This is a genomic window from Exiguobacterium sp. s89, from assembly GCF_018617735.1.
Classification (GTDB): Bacteria; Bacillota; Bacilli; order Exiguobacteriales; family Exiguobacteriaceae; genus Exiguobacterium; species Exiguobacterium marinum.
The window spans coordinates 42,515-62,369 of sequence record NZ_JACSKS010000004.1; the positions used below are offsets into that span (position 1 = coordinate 42,515).

Below are 19,855 nucleotides of genomic sequence, written 5' to 3' on the forward strand. Positions count from 1 at the left end.
TCAAACATGAGTGTACACATTGGAGCTCAAGAAGGACAAATTGCAGAAACGGTACTACTTCCAGGGGATCCGCTTCGCGCCAAGTATATCGCGGAAACGTTTTTAGAAGACGTCGAATTATATAACGAAGTTCGTGGCATGTACGGTTTTACGGGAACATACAAAGGGAAGCGTATCTCGGTTCAAGGTACAGGGATGGGTGTGCCTTCGATGTCGATTTACGTGAACGAACTCATCATGTCGTACGGTGCTAAAAACTTGATTCGTGTCGGAACAGCGGGCGGAATTCAAGAAGACGTTAAAGTGCGTGATGTTGTCATTGCGATGAGCGCATCAAGTGAGATGGGTCAAAACCGTGTCCGCTTCAACGGAATGGACTATGCGCCGACAGCGACGTTCGACCTCCTACATCGCGCGTATATGAATGCAGAGAAGGCGGGCATCCCGGTCAAAGTCGGACAAATCTTCACAGCTGACCAATTCTACCAAGACGATTTCCATCACTTCAAGAAATGGGCAGACTTCGGTTGCCTCGCCATCGAAATGGAGGCAGCAGGTCTTTACACACTTGCAGCGAAATACAAAGTGAACGCGTTGACGATCCTCACGATCTCTGACCACTTGTTGACGGGTGAAGAGACGACATCAGAAGAGCGTCAGTCGACGTTTGATGAAATGATTCGTGTCGCTCTCGACACAGCCGTCGAAGTGACAAACTAAGCGATTTTCCCTATAGCCAATGGCTGTAGGGATTTTTTGTGTCCAAACCCACTCATCCCTATGAAACGTACGGAGCTCCAGCTAGACTAAGGGTAAGATCACGAGAAAGAGGAATTGTCTGATGAAAACTCCATCGCGTTTTATATTATATGCAATTGTATTTTTTGCTTTTTTTGATTTGTTCGCCCAACTTCCGATTATGAGTACATTTGCGGTATCCGTTGGGGCATCTTCGTTTATCGCTGGTTTTTCTATTGCCATTTATTCGTTGACGAACACGTTTGGAAATATATTATCTGGTATATGGACTGACAGGAATGGTCCATATCGCGTTTTAGTTCTCGGTTTATTTTTGACGAGCTTCAGTTTATTGACTTATCAGTTCGTCGACTCAGCATCTATGTTGCTGTTTGTAAGGTTTGTTCACGGCTTTATGGCCGGGCTCATCGTCCCGGCAGCGTTTACGCTGTCTGCGAACGTCACCGCGACGAATCGTCAAGGGAAGAAAGTTGCAATCACCGGTAGTTTTGTTGGTCTAGCGGCCATCGTCGGTCCAGCCTTTAGTGGGATTGTCGCAAGTATGACGTCACCCCCGACCGTTTTTCTATTCGTCTCTTTATTCGGTTGGATAATTCTGTTCTTGACGGTCATCACGATGCGTCGCGGTCAAATGATAGATGTGAAGACAAAAACAGATGACGAACCGGTGAAAGCTGATTCTAGAGTGATTCGGGCCTATTGGGGGGCTTTCTTCCTCATGTTTTCACAAGGGGCGCTCGCTTTTTTATTGCCGCTCCATGTGCAAGCGCTCGGATACGATTCGCGATTGAGTGGGACGTTACTCAGTATGTTCGGTGTGGTCGCCGTCCTATTCTTTTTATTACCAACGAACCGACTGTTCGATCGCTTTTCCCCGACTAAATTGAGCGCACTCGGGGTGGCCATCATCGGGACGAGTCAGCTGCTCATTGGACAAGCAAGTGTACAATCTGGCCTTTACGGGGTACTTGCCTTATATGGAGTCGGATTTGCGATCTTATTTCCGGCAATCAACACATTGTTGATTCAATCAACATCCCCACAAAATCGGGGAAAAGCGTACGGGGCATTTTATGCATTTTTCTCTCTCGGAACGGTGGCGGGATCGTCGTTTTTAAGTGCGCTTTCTCTTTCGGTCATCCAGCAGTTTACGCTGACCGGAGTAATTTTATGGGGAGCGAGTCTTCTCTTTATGATGAGTTCTCTAAAAAGAGGGCGAATGTTTTGACACGATGACTTTAATTCATTAATCTATACATATGATTAAATGTTTAAACCTTTAAACGTTTATAGGAGATTGAAAGATGTTCAATGGATGAAAGCGATTTCTTAGATTCACTCTTCATTGGATGATAAGATGAAATAAATGTGATAAATCGTAAGGAGGAAAGTTTATGCTGGCACCGATTGAACAGTTGACGATTGATGAGCTTGTCCAGAAACAACGCCGCTTCTTTAAAACTCAGGCGACGAAATCAATGGCATTCCGTTTGAGCATGCTGACGTTTTTAAAGGAATCGATCAAGCACTATGAACCGGACTTGTTAGAAGCTCTGCGCGAAGACTTGAACAAATCAGAGATGGATGCGTATACGACAGAAATCGGATTTATTTACGATGAGATTTCACGAACGAAACGAGAATTAAAACGGTGGATGCGTCCGAAACGTGTCCGTGGAACAGCCATCCATCTTGGGATGAAGAGCGAGATACGTTATGAGCCGTACGGTACGGTATTAATTATCGCTCCTTGGAATTATCCCTTCCAATTGGCCGTTGCTCCGCTCATCGGCGCAATCGCCGCAGGGAACACCGCCGTTGTCAAACCTTCAGAGTTGACGCCTAACGTCGCTCGTGTCTTGACACAGGTGTTAGAGCGCGCCTTTACCGATCGCTATGTAGCAAGTGTCGAAGGTGATAAGGACACGGCTCAAGAATTATTGGATCAAAAATGGGATTACATTTTCTTCACAGGTTCTACGCAAGTTGGTCGGATCGTCAATAAATCAGCAGCAGAACATCTGACACCGGTCACACTAGAACTCGGTGGGAAATCACCTGTTATCGTTCATGGAGATGCGAACGTCTCGATTGCAGCGAAACGTGTCGCATGGGGGAAATGGATGAATGCCGGTCAAACATGTGTCGCACCAGACTATGTGCTCGTGCATGAATCACAGCAGGAAGCTTTCTTAGAAGCCGTTAAACAAGAAGCGTTTGCGATGTTCGGGAATGGTGTCGGGACAAAACGATACACGCGCATCGTCAATGAAGCACACTTCGACCGTCTGTCCCACTACTTGACGGAGGGTGACCTTATTTTCGGTGGTGAAACGAGTCAAGATGAACTAAAAATTGCGCCTACTGTCATGACGAATCTTCATGAAGATGCTGATGTGATGAAAGACGAGATCTTTGGTCCAATCTTACCGGTCATTCCGTACCGTCAACTTGATGAAGTAATCGAGTTCATTTCTGACCGACCGCATCCTCTTGCTCTCTATCTCTTTACGGAATCGAAAGACGTGGAAAAAACAGTTATGAAACATCTTTCCTTTGGCGGAGGGTGCGTGAACGATGTCATCATGCACTTGACGAATCCGAACCTTCCGTTTGGCGGAGTCGGCGAGAGCGGGATGGGGGCTTATCACGGTCGAACGAGTTTTGAAACGTTCAGTCACGCCAAATCGATTTTAAAGAATACGACAAAATTCGATTTACCGGTCCGGTATCCGAACTTCAAACCGGCAGAAAAATTGATTCGGTTGATTCAGCGTTGAACAAGCAGAGAGATTCGGGAGAATAGCCGAATCTCTTTTTTAAAGATTGTTTGAAATGTCACATACTTTTACGATTCTTCCTGTCACACTCTTGTATAATAAAGTCATAAATGGAACGGACGAATGAAATGTGGAGGGAGCAACGACTTATGTCAATGCAATGTGGAACGACTCAGCCGAACAGTTTTGTATTTTCAGATGAAACGAAACAACTGTTACTTGAAATGATGACGATTCAGCATCATCCAAAAGCAAGTATCGTGTGTTGGGAAGGCGAGAAGTGTGATAAGTTCTTTTACTTAAAGAGTGGTTCTGTTAAATTTACGAAAATCACGAAAAAAGGAAATCCACTCGTCATGTTCATGTATGGACCAGATGATTTCTTCGGTGAGTTCGATATCGTGGAAACTTTCCCGAGTTCATACAGTATCGAGACGACAGAAGAAAGTACAATTGGAACGATTTCGAAACGTGAGCTAGAATCACTGATGCAAAGCGATATTCGGTTTGCTGGAGAAATTTTACGTTGGACATCGATGATGCGGAAGCACTCGGAAATGAAAGTCCGCGACTTATTATTGTACGGAAAGCCAGGGGCGCTGGGCTCGACATTACTGCGGATGGCGGCCATGCATGGTGTAGAGGAAGAAGATACCATTGTGATTCCTCGTCATCCGTCCGATGGAGAACTGGGGCAATTGATTGGAGCTCCGCGCGAGACGGTGAACCGTTTGATCAGCCAGTGGCGAAAAGACGGAGTCATCAGTACAACAGCAAAATCGATCGTTATTCACGATGTTGATTTTTTGAAAGAGCTTTGTCACTGCGAGGGTTGTCCTGCTGGAATATGTCGTTTGTAAACCACCTCATGTGTAGGTGGTTTTTTTGTGGACTCCTTTTTAAAAATGTGAATTTTGTGTGTTGAAACTACGCAAAATTGATGTGATTGTCACTTTTGAAGTGATAAATGTCACATATTATCACCTGAGCGATTGCGTACAATAAAGGTGGAAAAACAAGCGAAAGGGGTTTTACACGTGGAACATAAAGATGGACAAGAACCAAATCTTAAAGGAACGTTTACATCGGTCATGATTGTCGCAGGTGTCATCATCGCCATGTGGTCTTCGGTCTTTTACTTATTTGTTACTCGATAAACATACAGGGAGAAGGGTCTCGTCATGCATATTCATAAATTAGAAAAATATTGGCTTACGTTTGGTATTATCTTGCTTGCAGTTTTCTTGACTGTTCTAGGGGTATCTGCCTTCGCAGCGGGAAATCAACCTGCATCGGATGCGGATTTGATCGACCCAGCAAAAGTGAATCAGACGGCTCCGTTTGATCAACCGGGACTTCATCAAATTGGCGAGAATGAATACGAGCTCGTCATGATTGCACAAGCATTTACCTTTACACCAGGAAATGTCGAAATTCCAAAAGGTGCAAAAGTGACGTTCCTCGTGACGTCACCGGACGTCGTTCACGGATTTCAGTTGACAGGTACACCGGTCAATATGATGGTCGTCCCTGGACATATCAACTCATTGACGTACACGTTTGAGGAAGCTGGAGAATTTTTGATTCTTTGTAACGAATATTGTGGAACAGGACATCACATGATGTCGACTAAAATCAAGGTGGTGGAGTAAATGAACGATGTATCATCTAAACTGAAGCAATGGGAGATGGAGCGTGGAGTTCCGGTTCCGAGTATTGGAGCGAAAGAAGCGCGTCTTGCTTACGGTCACGTTCTTGTATCGATTCTCGCTGTCTTGATTGGTGCATTGGCTGGTTTGATGCAGACGTTAATTCGGACCGGTGTCATTCCTGAAATTTTTGGATATTATCAGTTACTAACAGCTCACGGAATCATGCTCGGAATCGTCTTCACAACGATGTTCATCATCGGTCTATTATATGCGCTACTTGCGAAGTCATTCGGTCGCTTTGAATCGTTCCCGACCCGTGTCGCTTGGCTCGGTTTTTGGACGATGATTATCGGTGCTGTCATGATCACTGTGATGATTCTTGCTAATAAAGGGACTGTACTTTATACATTTTATGCACCGCTCATGGCAGATCCGCTCTTCTATGTCGGACTCGTCCTGTTCGTAGTCGGAACGTGGTTCTCCTCGTTCGCGATGTTCCGGATGTATGCAGATTACAAACGTGATAACCCAGGGGTTCATCCACCACTCCCGGCTTACATGAGTATTATGACGATGCTACTTTGGGTCATCGCGACACTCGGTGTCGCAGCGACGATTTTATTCCAACTCCTCCCGCTCTCACTCGGGTGGAAAGATACAGTCGGTATTGAATTATCCCGTACATTATTCTGGTACTTCGGGCACCCGCTCGTGTATTTCTGGCTCATGCCGGCATATATTGTGTGGTATACGGTCGTACCGAAAGTAATCGGCGGAAAAATCTTCTCTGATGCGTTGGCGCGAATGGCATTCTTGTTATTCTTACTCTTCTCATTCCCGGTCGGATTCCACCATCAATTGACAGAGCCAGGGATTGAGCCGTTCTGGAAGTTCGTTCAAGTTATCTTGACGTTCTTAGTTGTCATTCCTTCGTTTATGACGGCGTTCTCGCTCTTTGCGACGTTCGAACTTCGTGGACGTGCGCTTGGTGCAAAAGGGTTGTTCGGCTGGGTGAAGAAAATGCCATATGGCGATGTTCGTTTCCTTGCACCATTCGTCGGGATGTTGTTCTTCATTCCTGCCGGCGCAGGTGGGATCATCAACGCTTCGCACCAATTGAACGCGATGGTCCACAATACACTTTGGGTCACAGGACACTTCCACATCACCGTCGGAACGGCTGTTGCCTTGACGTTCTTCGGGACGGCCTATTGGCTCGTACCAGTCCTTCGTGGTCGCACGTTGACGAAGGCGATGAACAAACTTGGTTTGATTCAAGCAGGAACGTGGGCGTTCGGTATGTCTATCATGTCGTATGCGATGCATATTTCAGGATTAAACGGGAACCCACGTCGTACGGGTCCGGCAACTTATTTCTCGGATGCGTTGACACGTGAATGGATCCCATATCACGTCATGATGGCAATCGGGGGAACAATTTTGTTCATCTCTGTTCTCATCTTCGTCTACTCGATGTTCAACTTGTCATTCCTCGCACCGAAAGGCGAAGAAGAATTCCCGCTCGCTGAGACAGAGGAAGCAGCGATGGATACACCACGTTATTTCGAGAATTGGAAACTATGGATCACCGTGACATTCGTCTTGATCGCATTTGCATACACCGTTCCAATCTGGCACTTGATTGAGAGTGCGCCTCCTGGAGCGCGTGGTTGGGTACTCTGGTAAACTAAAGTCAGCTCATACGTGAGCTGACTTTTTTGTGTGGGGAGGAACGGTATGAACACATTAGAGGTCATCCATGCAGCACGTTCGATACACTTAGGGAATCGACCGTTTGTCGTAGCGATTGATGGACTGAGCGGAGCGGGCAAAACGACGCGCGTTTCACATTTGAGCAATGAGCCGAGTGTTTATGTTCTTCACATCGATGACTATATCGTCGAACGTGCAAAGCGCTATGAGACCGGACAGTCTGAACCGACCGAGTATTATGCTCTACAATGGGACGTATCGCGTCTTGAGTGTGAACTGTTTCGTCCATTAAGGAATGGGATTACCGAACTAAAATTACCTCGTTACGTGTATGAACGAGATGTCATCGCAGAAGAGAAGATTGATGTGTCATCTGCTCATACAGTCGTCATAGAGGGGATTTTTTTGCAGCGACCGGAATGGCGTCCTTACTTCGATTATGTGATTTATCTCGACTGCCCACGCGAGGTTCGTTATGAGCGAGTATTGAACCGTGATACATACCTCGGCGATCCGGCGAAAAGACTTGCGAAATATAAGCGCCGGTACTGGCCCGGGGAAGATCTGTATCTTCAACAAATCGATCCGAAAAGAGGGGCGGATATCGTGTTCTGACTGAACATTTCAACATCTGACGCACGTGTCAGATGTTTTTTATTTGGCGAAAATTTGAAAAAAAGATTGACGCAGAAGTGTATTACACTAATAATACAGTTAGAAAGTGTATTAACCATGTCATACACTTAGAAAGGTGATGAACATGCAATTCAATACGAGGGCACCGGTTTATCTACAGGTCGTCGACTACTTCAAGAAGAAGATGGCACTCGGTGAACTAAAGGCCGGGAATGAGATGCCATCCCGGCGAGAACTAGCGAACGATTTAAAAATTAATCCGAACACGGTTCAAAAAGCGTTTAAGGAAATGGAGGACCAACAATTGATTACGACCGAACGAAATCGACCGAGTCGCGTGACGACAGATGACGCCATCTTGAAACACATTCGTTCTGAGATTGTAGATGACGCGGTCGCTGTATTTGTGGAATCGATTCAAGAGCTTGACGTCTCGGTAGACGAACTTGTCGAGAAAATCAAACGACAGTACAAGGAGGGAATATACGATGATCGAAGTGTTGGGAGTTAAGAAGCGCTATCGCAAAAAACAAGTCATTGAAGACGTTTCGTTCACAGCGAATAAAGGGGAAATCACATGTCTCATCGGACTGAACGGAACAGGGAAATCGACGTTATTGAAAGGCATCATGGGATTGACACCTTTTGATAAAGGTTCGGTATTGATTGATGGAAAACCGATCGATTTGAATCGTGTCGCTTTCGTCGCCGACCATGCGATGTTCCCGATTCACTTTACAATCGAGCAATGTGAGGCGTTTATGAAAGACTTTTATCCGACATTTGATTCGGCATTATTTGCTCGTCTCGTCGAAGACTTTAAATTGTTCCCGGAGGATAAGTTAAGCGAGTTATCGAAAGGGACGCTCGCCAAAGCGAACCTTGCGCTCGGCATTGCCCAAGACCCGGATTATTTATTACTCGATGAACCGTTCTCAGGAATCGATGTCTTTTCGAAAGAACAGATTGTTGAACTGTTTTCGAGTGAGGTCATGGAGAACCGGGGTGTGCTCATTACGACACACGAGATTGAAGATATCGAGTACTTGATCGACAAGGCGGTCATGTTGAATAACGGACGCATCGTCCGTGAGTTTGATGTCGAAGATGTCCGTTTCATTCATGGTAAGTCCATCGTCGATGTGATGAGAGAGGAGTACGGGGCATGAATCTATTGAAACTATTGAGTTGGGAAGTCGAGCGTGTCACGAAACCGTTCTTGATGTTAGTCACCGGTCTCCTCGTCGTCCAGTTTGGATATCTCGGCTACTTTTTATGGGGCGAGACACAATTGTACGAGCAGTTACGTCGTGCAGGGAATGCAGACTATCAATTGATGTTTGTCAGTTACTTGAACGGAACTCCATATCTTTTATCCCTCGGGATTGCCGTTGCTGCCGTGTTACTGTACAGCGTATGGATTTGGTATCGCGATTTTCAAGGACGAGGGACGTTCATGATGCGACTCCTCACGATGCCACAAAAACGAATGACCATTTTTTTCGCCAAACTCGCTACCATATTAATGATGACGTTCGGGTTGTTCGCTGTCGAATGGATTGCCCTTAAGTTGCAATACATAGCGTTTACAAGTTGGTTCGAAGATAAGATGATTCCGATGCAAGGGTCATTTGAACAAGCACTATCGTACCAGGCAATACTGTCTATGATGTATCCTTCTTCACTCGTTAATTTTGTCATTCATCAATTGATGATCACGATCGCTGTGCTCTTCATCTTCGCATTTGTGTTGATTGAACGAAGTTTCTGGCAACGGACGTTGTGGTCACCGGTACTTAGCTTATCGATTCTAGTTGTCATCTTAACTATTCCGATTTTAGGCTACGCGTTCTTGGATAATTACCTGATTTATGATGAGACGATTGTATATGTCGGTGTGGTGTTGATAGCATGGGCAGGTGTGACGATTTGGTTAGGCGGACGATTTTTACAGACGAAACTGAATGTTTGAGGTGAGAAAATGAAACGAATGTGGAATGTGGCCGCTCTTGGTGCGGTCATCGTGATTGGACTTGGGACGTTTGCTGTTGATGCGACGGAAACGAAAGCAGAATGGGCGTTAGACATCAATTCGAATCCATCTGTTTGGACAGACGCAGTGGTTGAGATCAGTTATAGCATAGAGGACAGTGTAGAAGAGCGGTTTGAAGTGACGACTGATGAGAGTCGCATCACGTCAAATTTGAATTATATTGCTGAGGCGCTACGGTATCATGAACGTTTAAATGAGGGAGAACGCCCGGTTCATCGACAAATGAACGGAATGACATATGCCCAATCGATTCAAACAGAAGAGGGATATATCGGGGTCGGTCAGGATGGAATGAAAGAGCTCATCGTATTTGAACAAGTAGAAGGAAAAGAGCTATCGACTTATACGTTCGATGCCGAGGAACGTCAAATTTATGAGATCATGACAGGGTGGTGGGCAGGTATCTTTATTAAGGACGGCCAGTTAAATTTGATCTATCGGGACGGATATGGCGAGGTAAAAAAAACGATGCTCGCCACGTTCAACCAGACGATGAATGATGTGACCGTCAAAGAATTGAGTATGGACAAAGGATTTATCACCGGTGTCATGCATACGAATCGATTTTATGCTACTGATGTAGATACTCGGCTGACAGAAACACGATACGTTCCAGTCAGTGTTAGTTCTCACGAAGTCATCCGAGAAGGGGAAGAGGACATCCATGTTGAGGACGCGATGCCAGGACTATTCGCTTACGATACAAAAACGGGGAAAGTTGTTCAATTGGTTGAAGGCCAAGGCTTTTGGGATCATACAGTGTCAGGCCACAACCTGATCGCATTAAATGAAGACGGCGAGGAAGTCGTCATCGACTTGAACACCGGGAAACAAACGACTCGGATAGTTCTCGACTCGGTGGATCATGCCTCTTACGTAAATGGTCGCCTGTACCAAACGCGCCAAGCGAAGGACGGTGTCGTTATCGATGTATACGAGGATGGGAGACAAATCTCAAGCGCGGCAATCACGCCTGAAAATGAAGAAGCGCGTGACATGCTCAAACAGATTGACGTATATGTCAGATAAAAATATGCAAAGATGGGGTCCATCCGAAGCGTGAGTCAGCGTCATTACTAGTGATGACCGCTACGATAACGTTTCTTCACTGCTATAACGGGGAGGATGCCTCATCAACATTCTGAGCGGACAAGTTTGTCCGCTTTTTTTATTTTTTACATTTCTAAATATAGACATATGTCTTACTCCTTAGAACATCTTTTCCGGGCTTACATTCCAAATTTTAGTATGTTAATTTTGCGAGTGAATGGGAGGTCATATATATGAAAAATTCGACTAAAGAGTGGATTTACATCCTACTCCTCGCAGCCATTACCGTTATACACTTTTTTGTGGATGGATTGTCTGAGAATAGTAAAGCGGTTATAACCATTGCGATTTTTCTAATCGCTGCAGTGCTTAAATTTGGAGTGAAAACGAAGGAGGAGAGATAAATTGTCCATAAAATCAAAAATTGTATCAGTTATGATGGCAATGGTACTTGTTTTGTCTGCCTCACTCATACCAGTAGGTTCAGCTAACGCTGCTGATGGTTTGAATGAGCAGGATTTACAGTTAATTGAGATCCTAACTGCAATCGAGAATATGCCGGATGAAGTGATTATGCAAGGCGAGGAAGCCATTAAAACATACCTTGAGAATGAAGTGAGTTTCCCGCTCGGTTTAGAAGAGGGACAAGGTTTATCGGATGTTCGAATGGCTAGTATAGGTTCAATTGCAGGTTGTGTAGGGGCCGTCGGAACTGCAATCGTCGTCAATTTTACTCCAGCTAAAATCCTCAAAATTAAGTCTGCCTTGAAATCTGTCGGTGGCGCCACTAAGTTTGTTAAAGCAATCAAACCATACTATAAGATGTCACGAGAGGATAAATTAAGTAAGACAGCGTCACTTAAACAAGCTGTCCGACTCGCCGCTAAAGATGCAGGACCAGATGCGCGCGAAGCCTTGCTAGATTTCTTCGGTGTTTCATCTGTGATTGGATCATGTTCAGCAGCCTTTAGGAAATAAAACAGACCCCGATTGATTTCGGAGTCTCATAAAATCTGAGCGGGTCTTGGCATACCCGCTCTTTGTATTAGTGTTGGAATACTGAACTTGCACCCATAAGTATAGTGAGGCGATGATTGCATACAAATCTGGCCCCTTTATTTAGTCGGTTTCGGGATGATGACGCCTTCTTCTAAATCAAGTAACAAGTCGATCAGTTCCGCACAGAACTCTGGGAACTGCTCCAAAAAGGCACCGGGACCGACTTCATCCGTAAAGTCGATATATAGATCGACAACATTACCAGACATTTTCGCGGGTAAGGCGAGGAACGCCGAACCGAAGCGCCAGCTGCCTCGGATATCGAGTAACTTCCCGAGGACGAGGTCGCCGGTCTCACGTTCTTCCGGTAACTGAACAGCATATGTCTCTTTTGACTCCCAGTCTTTTAACTGACCGTCTTCGGTCACTTCAAAAATGCTGCAACGCGGGACAGCAAGTCCACGGAGTGCGTGATAGAGGGCAGGTGACATGTCGCCCTTATGGTCAGTCAAATAGCGACCGTGGGGCGTCATACCGTCCTCGTCCGTCTCAAAGAAGACGGCCCAGTCGATGAAGAGGTCACGGAAGAGCTCAGCGTCTTTTAAATGCCAAGTCCCTTCCGACGCGATCTCTTGAATATAGTTCGTCCACTGTGTGCTTCGCGCAAGAGCCGCTTGCTCATATAACTTTTTCAGTTCGGCAAGCAATTCGGACTCTTCGACGAGCAAAGGGAAGGGAATTACTTTCCGGTCTTTTTTCATCGGCGCGGTCCTCGCTTGTTCTCAGGACGTTTGACGACAGGAGGCTTCTCCTCAATCCGTTTCTCAATCACGTCGCCACGATAAATCTCAAGTTCTTTTAACTCGACACCGAGCTGACGTGCGAATGATTTCAAGTGTGGGAGATCGTCTGTCGTCACAAGGGAAAGGACGGTTCCGGCTGCGCTACCGCGAGCGGTACGGCCTGAACGGTGAATGAAGTCGTCGATTGATTCCGGTAAGTCGAAATGGACGACATGTGTCACATCCTCAATATCGAGGCCGCGTGCCGCGAGGCCGGTCGTGATGAGGAGCGGGTATTCCCCTTTACGGAATTCACGGAGCGTCTCGACGCGTTCACGTTTTCCTTTCAAGCTGTCGAGCATCCGATAGTTCACTTTCAACTTCTCTAATTCTCCTCGAAGAGGTGGCAAGAACGAACGGTTGTTGATGAAGGCGAGTGCCTTCACGCCATCGACGTGTGAAAGACGACGAAGGAGTTCCGGTTTGTAGCGACGCGTCGTCAACAGATAGCCGTATGTCACTTGATCGCTGACAGCACGTTCGATTTTGATATGAGCCGGCTCGTTCATGAATGGTGATGACCACTCTTTGAGTGAATCGGTGAGTGTTGCCGAGACGAGTGCAAGCTGACGCTCATGCGCAGTATGCTTGATGATTCGTTCTGCGGCCTCTGTCAAACCGCTGTCGATGATTTGGTCGGCTTCATCTAAAATAACGGTATGTGTCTCGTGAAGCTTCAGTTTTTTCTTGTCAATCAACTCGACGAGACGACCCGGTGTCCCGACAATCAAATGCGGCTTTTTCTTGATCCGGTCGATTTGGCGTTTCAATTCGACACCGCCGATGAATGAACCGATGCGGACGTCGCCTTTTTCAGTGAAGCGCTGTGCGACTTGTTGAATCTGCATGACAAGTTCACGAGTCGGGGCGACGATGACGACTTGGATACGATCGTTCGACGGATCAATCTTTTCAATCGCGGGAAGTAAATAGGCGAGCGTCTTACCCGTTCCCGTCGGTGCTTCGATTGTCACGTCTTTTCCATCTAATAGTAGGGGAAACGCTTCTTTTTGGACCGGCATCGGCTCGTTAAAGCCCATCCGTTCCCACGTTTCGTTAATAAAAGGTTTTGTAAAATTCATAATCGGTCTCCTTATCTTTAGGCAAAAACAAAGGAAGCGAAAGCGCTCCCTCGTCAAATATAGCGAACATGCTCCTGACCATCTTCCATTGTAGAACGTAACGTCTGTGTAAACGTTTGACCGTCCTCAATGAGTTGGATGTGGGCATCCGCACCTTTTTCTGTCAATTTAACTTGTTCAATCGTGAATCCTTGATAGACACGATACTGTAACTCGGTCGTCATTTGCTCGAACGGCTTCAGCTCCGGGTGTGTCGTGATGACATTCATTGGACGCGACTCAAGTGCAGCGAGTAGTTGGTCGCGATAATCGATAAAATCTTCATTTTCGATGTCATCGTCAAAGCGAATCCAGAACCCTCCATCTTCAAATTCTGTGATAAATCCGTCACGCTTTTCACCTGCCTCGTCGACCTTCAATGAGATACGATCGCCGACTTGAAAGGTATTGTTTGTTGTTAATGGTTCGTACGTCATAAGTAGAACCCCTTCCTCTTATACAATGTTCTGCCTTCATTGTGTCTGATACGACACGAAAATTCAAGTTCTAACCGAGTGATGTGAGTTAAATCACTCTAAAAACTGTATAGTTAGTCACAGAACAATCAAAATAGTACAGATGAAATTGAAACCCTATCTAACAGGGATTCATCTGTTTCAAACTTTATGAAGTAAGGAATATAACAGTTTGTAAAACGCTTTCAAAAACGGCTGTTTTATCACGTTCATAAGATTGTTACAAGTTTCACAATAATGTAAAACATATTGTTCACGTTTTCACGTACACTTCAAGTATAGATAGCAGGCAGTTACTTTCGAGAATGAGGAGTGAATCAACATGGCAACCGAAATCAAATCCGCATGGTCAGGTTTTGTACCTGGTCAATGGACGAATGAAGTAAACGTCAGTGAGTTTATCCGTTTGAACCGTCATGAATACACAGGGAACGATACGTTCTTAGCAGGTCCGACAGAAGCGACGAACGTTCTGTGGAATCGTGTGATGGAACTTACAAAAGAAGAACGTGAACGTGGAGGCGTCTGGGACGTCGATCAACACACACCATCGACGATTGTGTCGCATGGACCAGGCTACTTAAACAAAGAGTTAGAAAAAGTCGTCGGCGTTCAAACGGATGAACCGTTCAAACGTTCGATTCACCCGAATGGCGGTATTCGTATGGTTGATGCCGCACTCGAATCATATGGTTTCGAACCAGATGAAGAAATCACAAAAATTTACTCAGAAATCCGTAAAACACATAACCAAGGTGTCTTCGATGCCTATACGCCTGAGATGCGGGCCGCTCGTAAGTCGGGAATCATCACAGGTCTTCCGGATGCTTACGGTCGTGGACGCATCATCGGGGACTATCGTCGCGTCGCTCTCTATGGGATTGACTTCTTGATGGCAGAACGTAAAAAAGATTTGGCAAAACGCGGCGGATTCTTATCTGAATCGGACATCCGCGAGCGGGAAGAGCTGAATGAACAACTTCGTGCCCTCCAAGAGCTCAAGCAACTCGGATCGGCTTATGGGTTTGACCTTGGTCGTCCTGCGGAAAACACGCAAGAAGCGTATCAATGGGTGTACTTGGCCTATCTCGCAGCCATCAAAGAACAAAATGGTGCGGCGATGTCACTCGGTCGCGTCTCCACGTTCCTTGATGTGTACGCAGAGCGTGATATCGAGTCTGGTCGTTTGACGGAATCAGATGTCCAAGAAATCGTCGACCACTTCATCATGAAGCTTCGGATCGTCAAATTCTTACGGACGCCGGACTATAACGAATTATTCTCAGGTGACCCAACATGGGTAACAGAATCAATCGGTGGGATGAGTGAAGATGGTCGCTCGAACGTCACGAAGAGCTCGTTCCGATTCTTGCATTCACTCACAAACCTTGGACCAGCTCCGGAACCGAACTTGACTGTCCTTTGGTCAACGAAACTTCCAGAAGGGTTTAAACAATACTGTGCGAAAATGTCGATTGAAACGTCGGCCATTCAATACGAAAACGATGATTTGATGATGCCACAATTCGGCGACGACTACGGCATCGCATGTTGTGTATCACCGATGAAGATCGGGAAACAAATGCAGTTCTTCGGTGCGCGTGCCAACATGGCAAAAGCCCTTCTTTATAGCATGAACGGCGGACGCGATGAGAAGAACGGCGCTCAAATTGCCCCGGTTTGGGAAATGAACACAGAAGATGTACTCACGTACGAAAAAGTATATGCCGATTTCGACCGTACACTCGACTGGTTGGCAGAACTATACGTCAACACACTCAACGTCATTCACTTCATGCATGACAAATATGCATATGAACGAATCGAAATGGCGCTTCACGATCCAGAAATCTTACGGACGATGGCTTGTGGAATCGCTGGTCTCTCGGTAACGGCCGACAGTCTCTCGGCAATCAAATACGCGAACGTTAAACCGGTCCGTAACGAAGAAGGAATCATCATCGACTTCGAAACAGAAGGAGACTTCCCGAAATTCGGAAACAATGATGACCGTGTCGATGCGATCGCTGTCGAACTCGTCGAGTCATTCATGGAAAAAGTACGGAAACATAAAACGTACCGTGACGCGCTTCACACACAATCGGTACTCACGATCACATCAAACGTCGTCTACGGTAAGAAAACTGGGAACACGCCAGACGGTCGTCGTGCTGGTGAACCGTTTGCTCCTGGAGCAAACCCAATGCATGGACGAGATACTAAAGGTGCGGCTGCATCACTTTCATCAGTCGCGAAACTTCCGTTTGAGCACGCACAGGATGGAATCTCGTACACGTTCTCAATCGTACCGAAAGCACTCGGAAAAGAAGAAATCGCACGTGAACTCAACTTGGCGGCACTTCTCGACGGTTATATGAGTGGAGAGCATAAGGGACATCATTTGAACGTCAACGTCTTCAACCGTGAAACACTCCTTGATGCGATGGAACATCCAGAAGAGTATCCACAGCTCACAATCCGCGTATCTGGATATGCAGTCAACTTCATCAAATTGACGCGTGAGCAACAGATTGATGTAATCAACCGTACGTTCCACGGTTCGTTGTAAATAAAGGCTTAGCGGCCTTCGTTAGGAAGGTCGCTCATTCGTTAGGAGGTCATTTCGATGACAATGGGATATGTACACTCGGTCGAATCATTCGGAACAGTTGACGGCCCTGGTATTCGCTTCATCGTCTTTTTACAAGGTTGTGCGTTACGTTGCCTGTATTGCCATAATGCGGACACGTGGGATTTCAAAAAGAATAATCACCGCTCGGCTGAAGACGTCATTCAAGAGGCGCTCAGCTACCGTCCGTTCATGGAAGCATCGAATGGTGGCATCACCATCTCTGGTGGCGATCCACTCGCGCAACCCGAATTTTTAGAGGCGCTACTACGTGAAGCGAAAAAGCACGGGCTCCATACGACGCTCGATACGTCCGGTGCGCTCCGTCCTCCTAATTTGGATGCGATTTTAGATCATACCGATCTTGTCTTGCTCGATATCAAGCATATCGATGACGATATGTGTAAAAAGCTAACGGGTCGTAGCAATGCCAACACGCTCGCGCTTGCCGAACATCTTTCCGAGCGCGGAACAAAAATGTGGATTCGCCACGTCCTCGTTCCTGGGTGGACGCTTGAAGAAGGTGCGCTTCGTCGCACCGCCGCGTTCATTCAGAAGCTAGACCATGTCGAGAAAGTCGAAATCTTGCCGTATCATGAAATGGGCGTCTACAAATGGGAGGCGCTTGGATTAGATTATCCGCTTAAAGGAACGAAACCTCCGACATCAGATGAAGTCGAGTGGGCGGAAGGGATTTTGCAGGGAACTGTATAAAATAAGCGCAGGCCACATCGGCCTGCGCTTGTTTTATTGATTTAGAGATTAGACAAAAGTTTGGAGAATCAAAAAGAGATTTAATGCGATGACAATCGCTGTAATTCCCCAACCGATCCATGTTGTGAAGCGGTGATTCACCAGTCCGCCCATCAATTGCTTGTTGCTCGTAAAGAGAAGTAAGGGGACGAGGGCAAACGCGATGCCGAACGAAAGAACGACTTGACTCCAAACGAGAGCGTTTGACAAATTGACGCCAGACAAAATGAGTAAGAGCGGTGGGGTCATCGTAATTAGACGACGCACGTAAATCGGGATATGCTTTTGAATATAACCTTGCATAACGACATCTCCAGCCAACGTACCGACAGATGCGCTTGATAGTCCAGCGACCATTAATCCAATCCCGAACAGCATAGCAATCGGTGAACCTAAAAAGGAATCGAACTGCTGGTGGGCAATCTCCAAGTCATTTACGATTATACCGTTCTTATAAAAGACAGCAGCAGCGATAATTAACATGCTCGCATTGATCGCACCAGCAAAAATCATTGCAATCATCACATCGATTCGTTCGAATTTCATAATTCGCTTTCGTGCCACCGTATCTTTTCCGATGATCCGTCGTTGCGTCAACGCAGAGTGTAAGTAAATGGCATGCGGCATCACGGTTGCACCTAATATTCCGGCAGCCAGTAAAATACTCTCAGTGCCATCGAAACGAGGAATTAAGAGACCGGATAAAAGAGGCTTCATTTCAGGTTGAGCACTGAACGTTTGAATGGCGAATGCAAGAGCGACAACGAGTAGCATACCTGTTATAACCGTTTCGAGAGGTCGGTAGCCACGTCGTTGCACTTCTAAAATCGCAAAGGAACCGACCGCTGCGAGGAGTGCGGCTTGAATCAGTGTTACGTCAAACACCAGGTAGATTCCGAGGGCGGCACCGACAAACTCGGCCAAATCAGTTGCCATAATCATCAACTCGGCTTGAATCCATAAAAAGATGGCAGTTTTCCGAGAGAAGCGATCTCGACAAATCTCAGGTAAATTTTTTCCGGTCGCGATTCCGATTTTGGCAGATAACGTTTGAATCAAACCGGCCATGATGTTTGCAATTAAAATCACCCATAGAAGCAAGTAACCAAACTGAGAACCTGCGGCAATATTGGTCGCATAGTTTCCGGGGTCAATATAAGCAATCGAAGCGACAAAAGCCGGACCTAGAAATGGGAGGAGTGTTTTCATTTTTTGAGATATCGAGTGATGTGTTCGAGGCGATTCGACTTCGTTCAACATGACATATCCTTCTTTCTTTTGCCTGATGGTTAATTTGTTTACCTAAGGAAACTTTTTAAGTACAAGGCAATTTTACGCCTGGTGAAATAGCTTGTCAAATCGTATAAAAAAGAACTGTGAGAAGCTCACAGTTCTTAATCTTTATGACCGGCGCTTTTTCTTTTCTAACACTCGTGCATGTTCTGCCTGTTTCTTCTCCATATAGAGAAGTTCTCGTTCGAGTTTGAGGTAACTCGCGTAGCGTTTCGCATCTATCGTACCGTTCGTAAGCGCCTCTTGGACGGCGCAGCCCGGTTCTTTCTGATGTGAACAGTCGCGGAAACGACACGTCTCAGCAAGCGCTTCGATATCACGGAACGTGTCCTCGAGATGCTCGCTTCCTTCCCATAGTCCGAATTCTCGCATCCCCGGTGTATCGATGACGTATAAATCATCGATTCGGAAGAGTTCGCGGTGTGTCGTCGTATGCTTCCCACGCTCGTCTTGTGCCCGAACGGTTTGTGTGACGGCGAGTGCCTCGTGGGCTAGGGCGTTCGTCAGTGTGGACTTTCCGACTCCGGACGAACCGACGAATGCAATCGTGCTCTCGCTCGGTAACGCGTGACGAAGTTCAGCCACACCTTCTCCCGTCACGGCACTGACGGGGAATACTTGAATCCCGGGTGCGCTCACTTGAATGTCTTCAAGCAATGTGTCGACGGAGTCGACTTGGTCGATCTTCGTCAGGACGATGATTGGAATGGCGCCTGTGTCCCAAGCGGCTAACGTATAGCGCTCTAGTCGGCGGATGTTGAAGTCGTGTCCACACGCCATCGTAATCAAGACGTAGTCGACGTTCGCGCAGATCAGTTGTTCACGTGTCTCGTTGCCGGCAGCCGCTCGTGATAGAACGGTCCGACGCTCAAGGAGATGGTGAATCGTACCTTGACCATGTTCTCGAACTTGAATCATGACATAATCGCCGATGACCGGGTAATCCCGTTCGCTCGTCGCTGCATGTCGAAATTTTCCGGAGACTCCGCACATATAACCTTTCTCTCCGATGGAAACCGTATAAAGATGTTGGAACTGTGCCGTGACACGTCCCGTTTCAGTTTGTTGAAACAAAATAGAATCCTCCTTTTAATGATGG

20 protein-coding genes are annotated in these 19,855 nt (G+C 46.4%); 15 read left to right on the forward strand and 5 right to left on the reverse strand.

All coding sequences use genetic code 11. From position 1 onward, the window contains the following. Positions 1-6: 6 nt before the first annotated feature. The 13 genes from deoD to KNO96_RS11660 all read left to right on the forward strand — a co-directional run bounded on the left by deoD (position 7) and on the right by KNO96_RS11660 (position 11,621). Positions 7-720, forward strand: coding sequence for a purine-nucleoside phosphorylase (gene deoD / locus KNO96_RS11600; RefSeq protein WP_214703909.1), 714 nt, complete (start codon positions 7-9; stop codon positions 718-720). A gap of 121 nt (positions 721-841) precedes the next feature. After that, positions 842-1,987, forward strand: coding sequence for an MFS transporter (locus KNO96_RS11605; protein WP_026826783.1), 1,146 nt, complete (start codon positions 842-844; stop codon positions 1,985-1,987). 166 nt (positions 1,988-2,153) lie between these two features. After that, positions 2,154-3,539, forward strand: a complete 1,386-nt coding sequence (locus tag KNO96_RS11610) for an aldehyde dehydrogenase (protein WP_214703912.1) — start codon at positions 2,154-2,156, stop codon at positions 3,537-3,539. 149 nt (positions 3,540-3,688) lie between these two features. Then, a complete protein-coding gene (locus tag KNO96_RS11615) occupies positions 3,689-4,399 on the forward strand; it encodes a Crp/Fnr family transcriptional regulator (RefSeq protein WP_214703915.1) in 711 nt (236 codons plus the stop codon). A 177-nt stretch (positions 4,400-4,576) separates the two neighbouring features. After that, positions 4,577-4,696, forward strand: a complete 120-nt coding sequence (locus tag KNO96_RS11620) for a cytochrome c oxidase subunit 2A (protein ID WP_224863290.1) — start codon at positions 4,577-4,579, stop codon at positions 4,694-4,696. 24 nt (positions 4,697-4,720) lie between these two features. Continuing rightward, positions 4,721-5,191, forward strand: a complete 471-nt coding sequence (locus KNO96_RS11625; protein ID WP_026826780.1) for a cytochrome c oxidase subunit II — start codon at positions 4,721-4,723, stop codon at positions 5,189-5,191. After that, positions 5,192-6,877, forward strand: a complete 1,686-nt coding sequence (locus KNO96_RS11630; RefSeq protein ID WP_251125182.1) for a b(o/a)3-type cytochrome-c oxidase subunit 1 — start codon at positions 5,192-5,194, stop codon at positions 6,875-6,877. 51 nt (positions 6,878-6,928) lie between these two features. Then, entirely contained in the window at positions 6,929-7,519 is a 591-nt protein-coding gene (locus KNO96_RS11635; RefSeq protein ID WP_214703918.1) for a kinase, read from the forward strand. A 139-nt stretch (positions 7,520-7,658) separates the two neighbouring features. Next, on the forward strand, positions 7,659-8,051 hold the full coding sequence (locus tag KNO96_RS11640) for a GntR family transcriptional regulator (RefSeq protein ID WP_214703921.1): 393 nt from the start codon (positions 7,659-7,661) through the stop codon (positions 8,049-8,051). Then, entirely contained in the window at positions 8,029-8,709 is a 681-nt protein-coding gene (locus KNO96_RS11645) for an ABC transporter ATP-binding protein (protein ID WP_214701112.1), read from the forward strand. The genes KNO96_RS11640 and KNO96_RS11645 overlap by 23 nt, the downstream gene beginning before the upstream one ends. Beyond that, entirely contained in the window at positions 8,706-9,512 is an 807-nt protein-coding gene (locus KNO96_RS11650; protein ID WP_214703924.1) for a hypothetical protein, read from the forward strand. Before KNO96_RS11645 ends, KNO96_RS11650 begins: the two co-directional genes overlap by 4 nt. A 9-nt stretch (positions 9,513-9,521) precedes the next feature. Continuing rightward, complete coding sequence (locus KNO96_RS11655) at positions 9,522-10,622, forward strand: hypothetical protein (RefSeq protein WP_214703926.1); 1,101 nt, start codon at positions 9,522-9,524, stop codon at positions 10,620-10,622. 426 nt (positions 10,623-11,048) lie between these two features. Beyond that, positions 11,049-11,621 carry a hypothetical protein gene (locus KNO96_RS11660; protein ID WP_214703927.1) on the forward strand — a complete coding sequence of 191 codons (573 nt, stop codon included), beginning with the start codon at positions 11,049-11,051 and terminating at the stop codon, positions 11,619-11,621. A gap of 137 nt (positions 11,622-11,758) precedes the next feature. On the opposite strand, the gene KNO96_RS11665 is transcribed toward KNO96_RS11660, so the two are convergent. The 3 genes from KNO96_RS11665 to KNO96_RS11675 are packed head-to-tail and all read right to left on the reverse strand — an operon-like array spanning position 11,759 to position 14,042. Next, positions 11,759-12,403, reverse strand: coding sequence for a hypothetical protein (locus KNO96_RS11665; protein ID WP_026826772.1), 645 nt, complete (start codon positions 12,401-12,403; stop codon positions 11,759-11,761). Next, positions 12,400-13,566, reverse strand: coding sequence for a DEAD/DEAH box helicase (locus tag KNO96_RS11670; RefSeq protein WP_034771232.1), 1,167 nt, complete (start codon positions 13,564-13,566; stop codon positions 12,400-12,402). Before KNO96_RS11670 ends, KNO96_RS11665 begins: the two co-directional genes overlap by 4 nt. Before the next feature lie 53 nt (positions 13,567-13,619). Continuing rightward, positions 13,620-14,042, reverse strand: a complete 423-nt coding sequence (locus KNO96_RS11675) for a hypothetical protein (RefSeq protein ID WP_214703928.1) — start codon at positions 14,040-14,042, stop codon at positions 13,620-13,622. A gap of 373 nt (positions 14,043-14,415) precedes the next feature. On the opposite strand from KNO96_RS11675, the gene pflB reads away from it, so the two are divergent. Together pflB and pflA are read left to right on the forward strand one after the other, a co-directional pair. Beyond that, a complete protein-coding gene (pflB, locus tag KNO96_RS11680; RefSeq protein WP_026826769.1) occupies positions 14,416-16,650 on the forward strand; it encodes a formate C-acetyltransferase in 2,235 nt (744 codons plus the stop codon). Between the two features lie 57 nt (positions 16,651-16,707). After that, entirely contained in the window at positions 16,708-17,424 is a 717-nt protein-coding gene (gene pflA / locus KNO96_RS11685; protein WP_026826768.1) for a pyruvate formate-lyase-activating protein, read from the forward strand. Positions 17,425-17,472: 48 nt separating this feature from the next. Here the strand turns inward: pflA and KNO96_RS11690 are convergent, their stop codons facing one another. Together KNO96_RS11690 and rsgA are read right to left on the reverse strand one after the other, a co-directional pair. Further along, on the reverse strand, positions 17,473-18,750 hold the full coding sequence (locus tag KNO96_RS11690) for an Nramp family divalent metal transporter (protein ID WP_268745959.1): 1,278 nt from the start codon (positions 18,748-18,750) through the stop codon (positions 17,473-17,475). Between the two features lie 114 nt (positions 18,751-18,864). Then, positions 18,865-19,830 (reverse strand): ribosome small subunit-dependent GTPase A, encoded by a 966-nt coding sequence (rsgA, locus tag KNO96_RS11695; RefSeq protein ID WP_214703930.1) that lies wholly within the window; start codon positions 19,828-19,830, stop codon positions 18,865-18,867. Positions 19,831-19,855 lie beyond the last annotated feature (25 nt).

What these genes read in the sequence shown, in the direction of transcription:
- KNO96_RS11665 (WP_026826772.1), bottom strand. Translation starts at nt 12,403, where the DNA reads ATGAAAAAAGACCGGAAAGTAATTCCCTTCCCTTTGCTCGTCGAAGAG.
- KNO96_RS11670 (WP_034771232.1), bottom strand. Translation starts at nt 13,566, where the DNA reads ATGAATTTTACAAAACCTTTTATTAACGAAACGTGGGAACGGATGGGC.
- KNO96_RS11610 (WP_214703912.1), top strand. Translation starts at nt 2,154, where the DNA reads ATGCTGGCACCGATTGAACAGTTGACGATTGATGAGCTTGTCCAGAAA.
- KNO96_RS11605 (WP_026826783.1), top strand. Translation starts at nt 842, where the DNA reads ATGAAAACTCCATCGCGTTTTATATTATATGCAATTGTATTTTTTGCT.
- deoD (WP_214703909.1), top strand. Translation starts at nt 7, where the DNA reads ATGAGTGTACACATTGGAGCTCAAGAAGGACAAATTGCAGAAACGGTA.
- pflA (WP_026826768.1), top strand. Translation starts at nt 16,708, where the DNA reads ATGACAATGGGATATGTACACTCGGTCGAATCATTCGGAACAGTTGAC.
- KNO96_RS11615 (WP_214703915.1), top strand. Translation starts at nt 3,689, where the DNA reads ATGTCAATGCAATGTGGAACGACTCAGCCGAACAGTTTTGTATTTTCA.
- KNO96_RS11640 (WP_214703921.1), top strand. Translation starts at nt 7,659, where the DNA reads ATGAACATGCAATTCAATACGAGGGCACCGGTTTATCTACAGGTCGTC.
- KNO96_RS11675 (WP_214703928.1), bottom strand. Translation starts at nt 14,042, where the DNA reads ATGACGTACGAACCATTAACAACAAACAATACCTTTCAAGTCGGCGAT.
- KNO96_RS11645 (WP_214701112.1), top strand. Translation starts at nt 8,029, where the DNA reads ATGATCGAAGTGTTGGGAGTTAAGAAGCGCTATCGCAAAAAACAAGTC.
- KNO96_RS11635 (WP_214703918.1), top strand. Translation starts at nt 6,929, where the DNA reads ATGAACACATTAGAGGTCATCCATGCAGCACGTTCGATACACTTAGGG.
- KNO96_RS11625 (WP_026826780.1), top strand. Translation starts at nt 4,721, where the DNA reads ATGCATATTCATAAATTAGAAAAATATTGGCTTACGTTTGGTATTATC.
- KNO96_RS11630 (WP_251125182.1), top strand. Translation starts at nt 5,192, where the DNA reads ATGAACGATGTATCATCTAAACTGAAGCAATGGGAGATGGAGCGTGGA.
- KNO96_RS11650 (WP_214703924.1), top strand. Translation starts at nt 8,706, where the DNA reads ATGAATCTATTGAAACTATTGAGTTGGGAAGTCGAGCGTGTCACGAAA.
- KNO96_RS11655 (WP_214703926.1), top strand. Translation starts at nt 9,522, where the DNA reads ATGAAACGAATGTGGAATGTGGCCGCTCTTGGTGCGGTCATCGTGATT.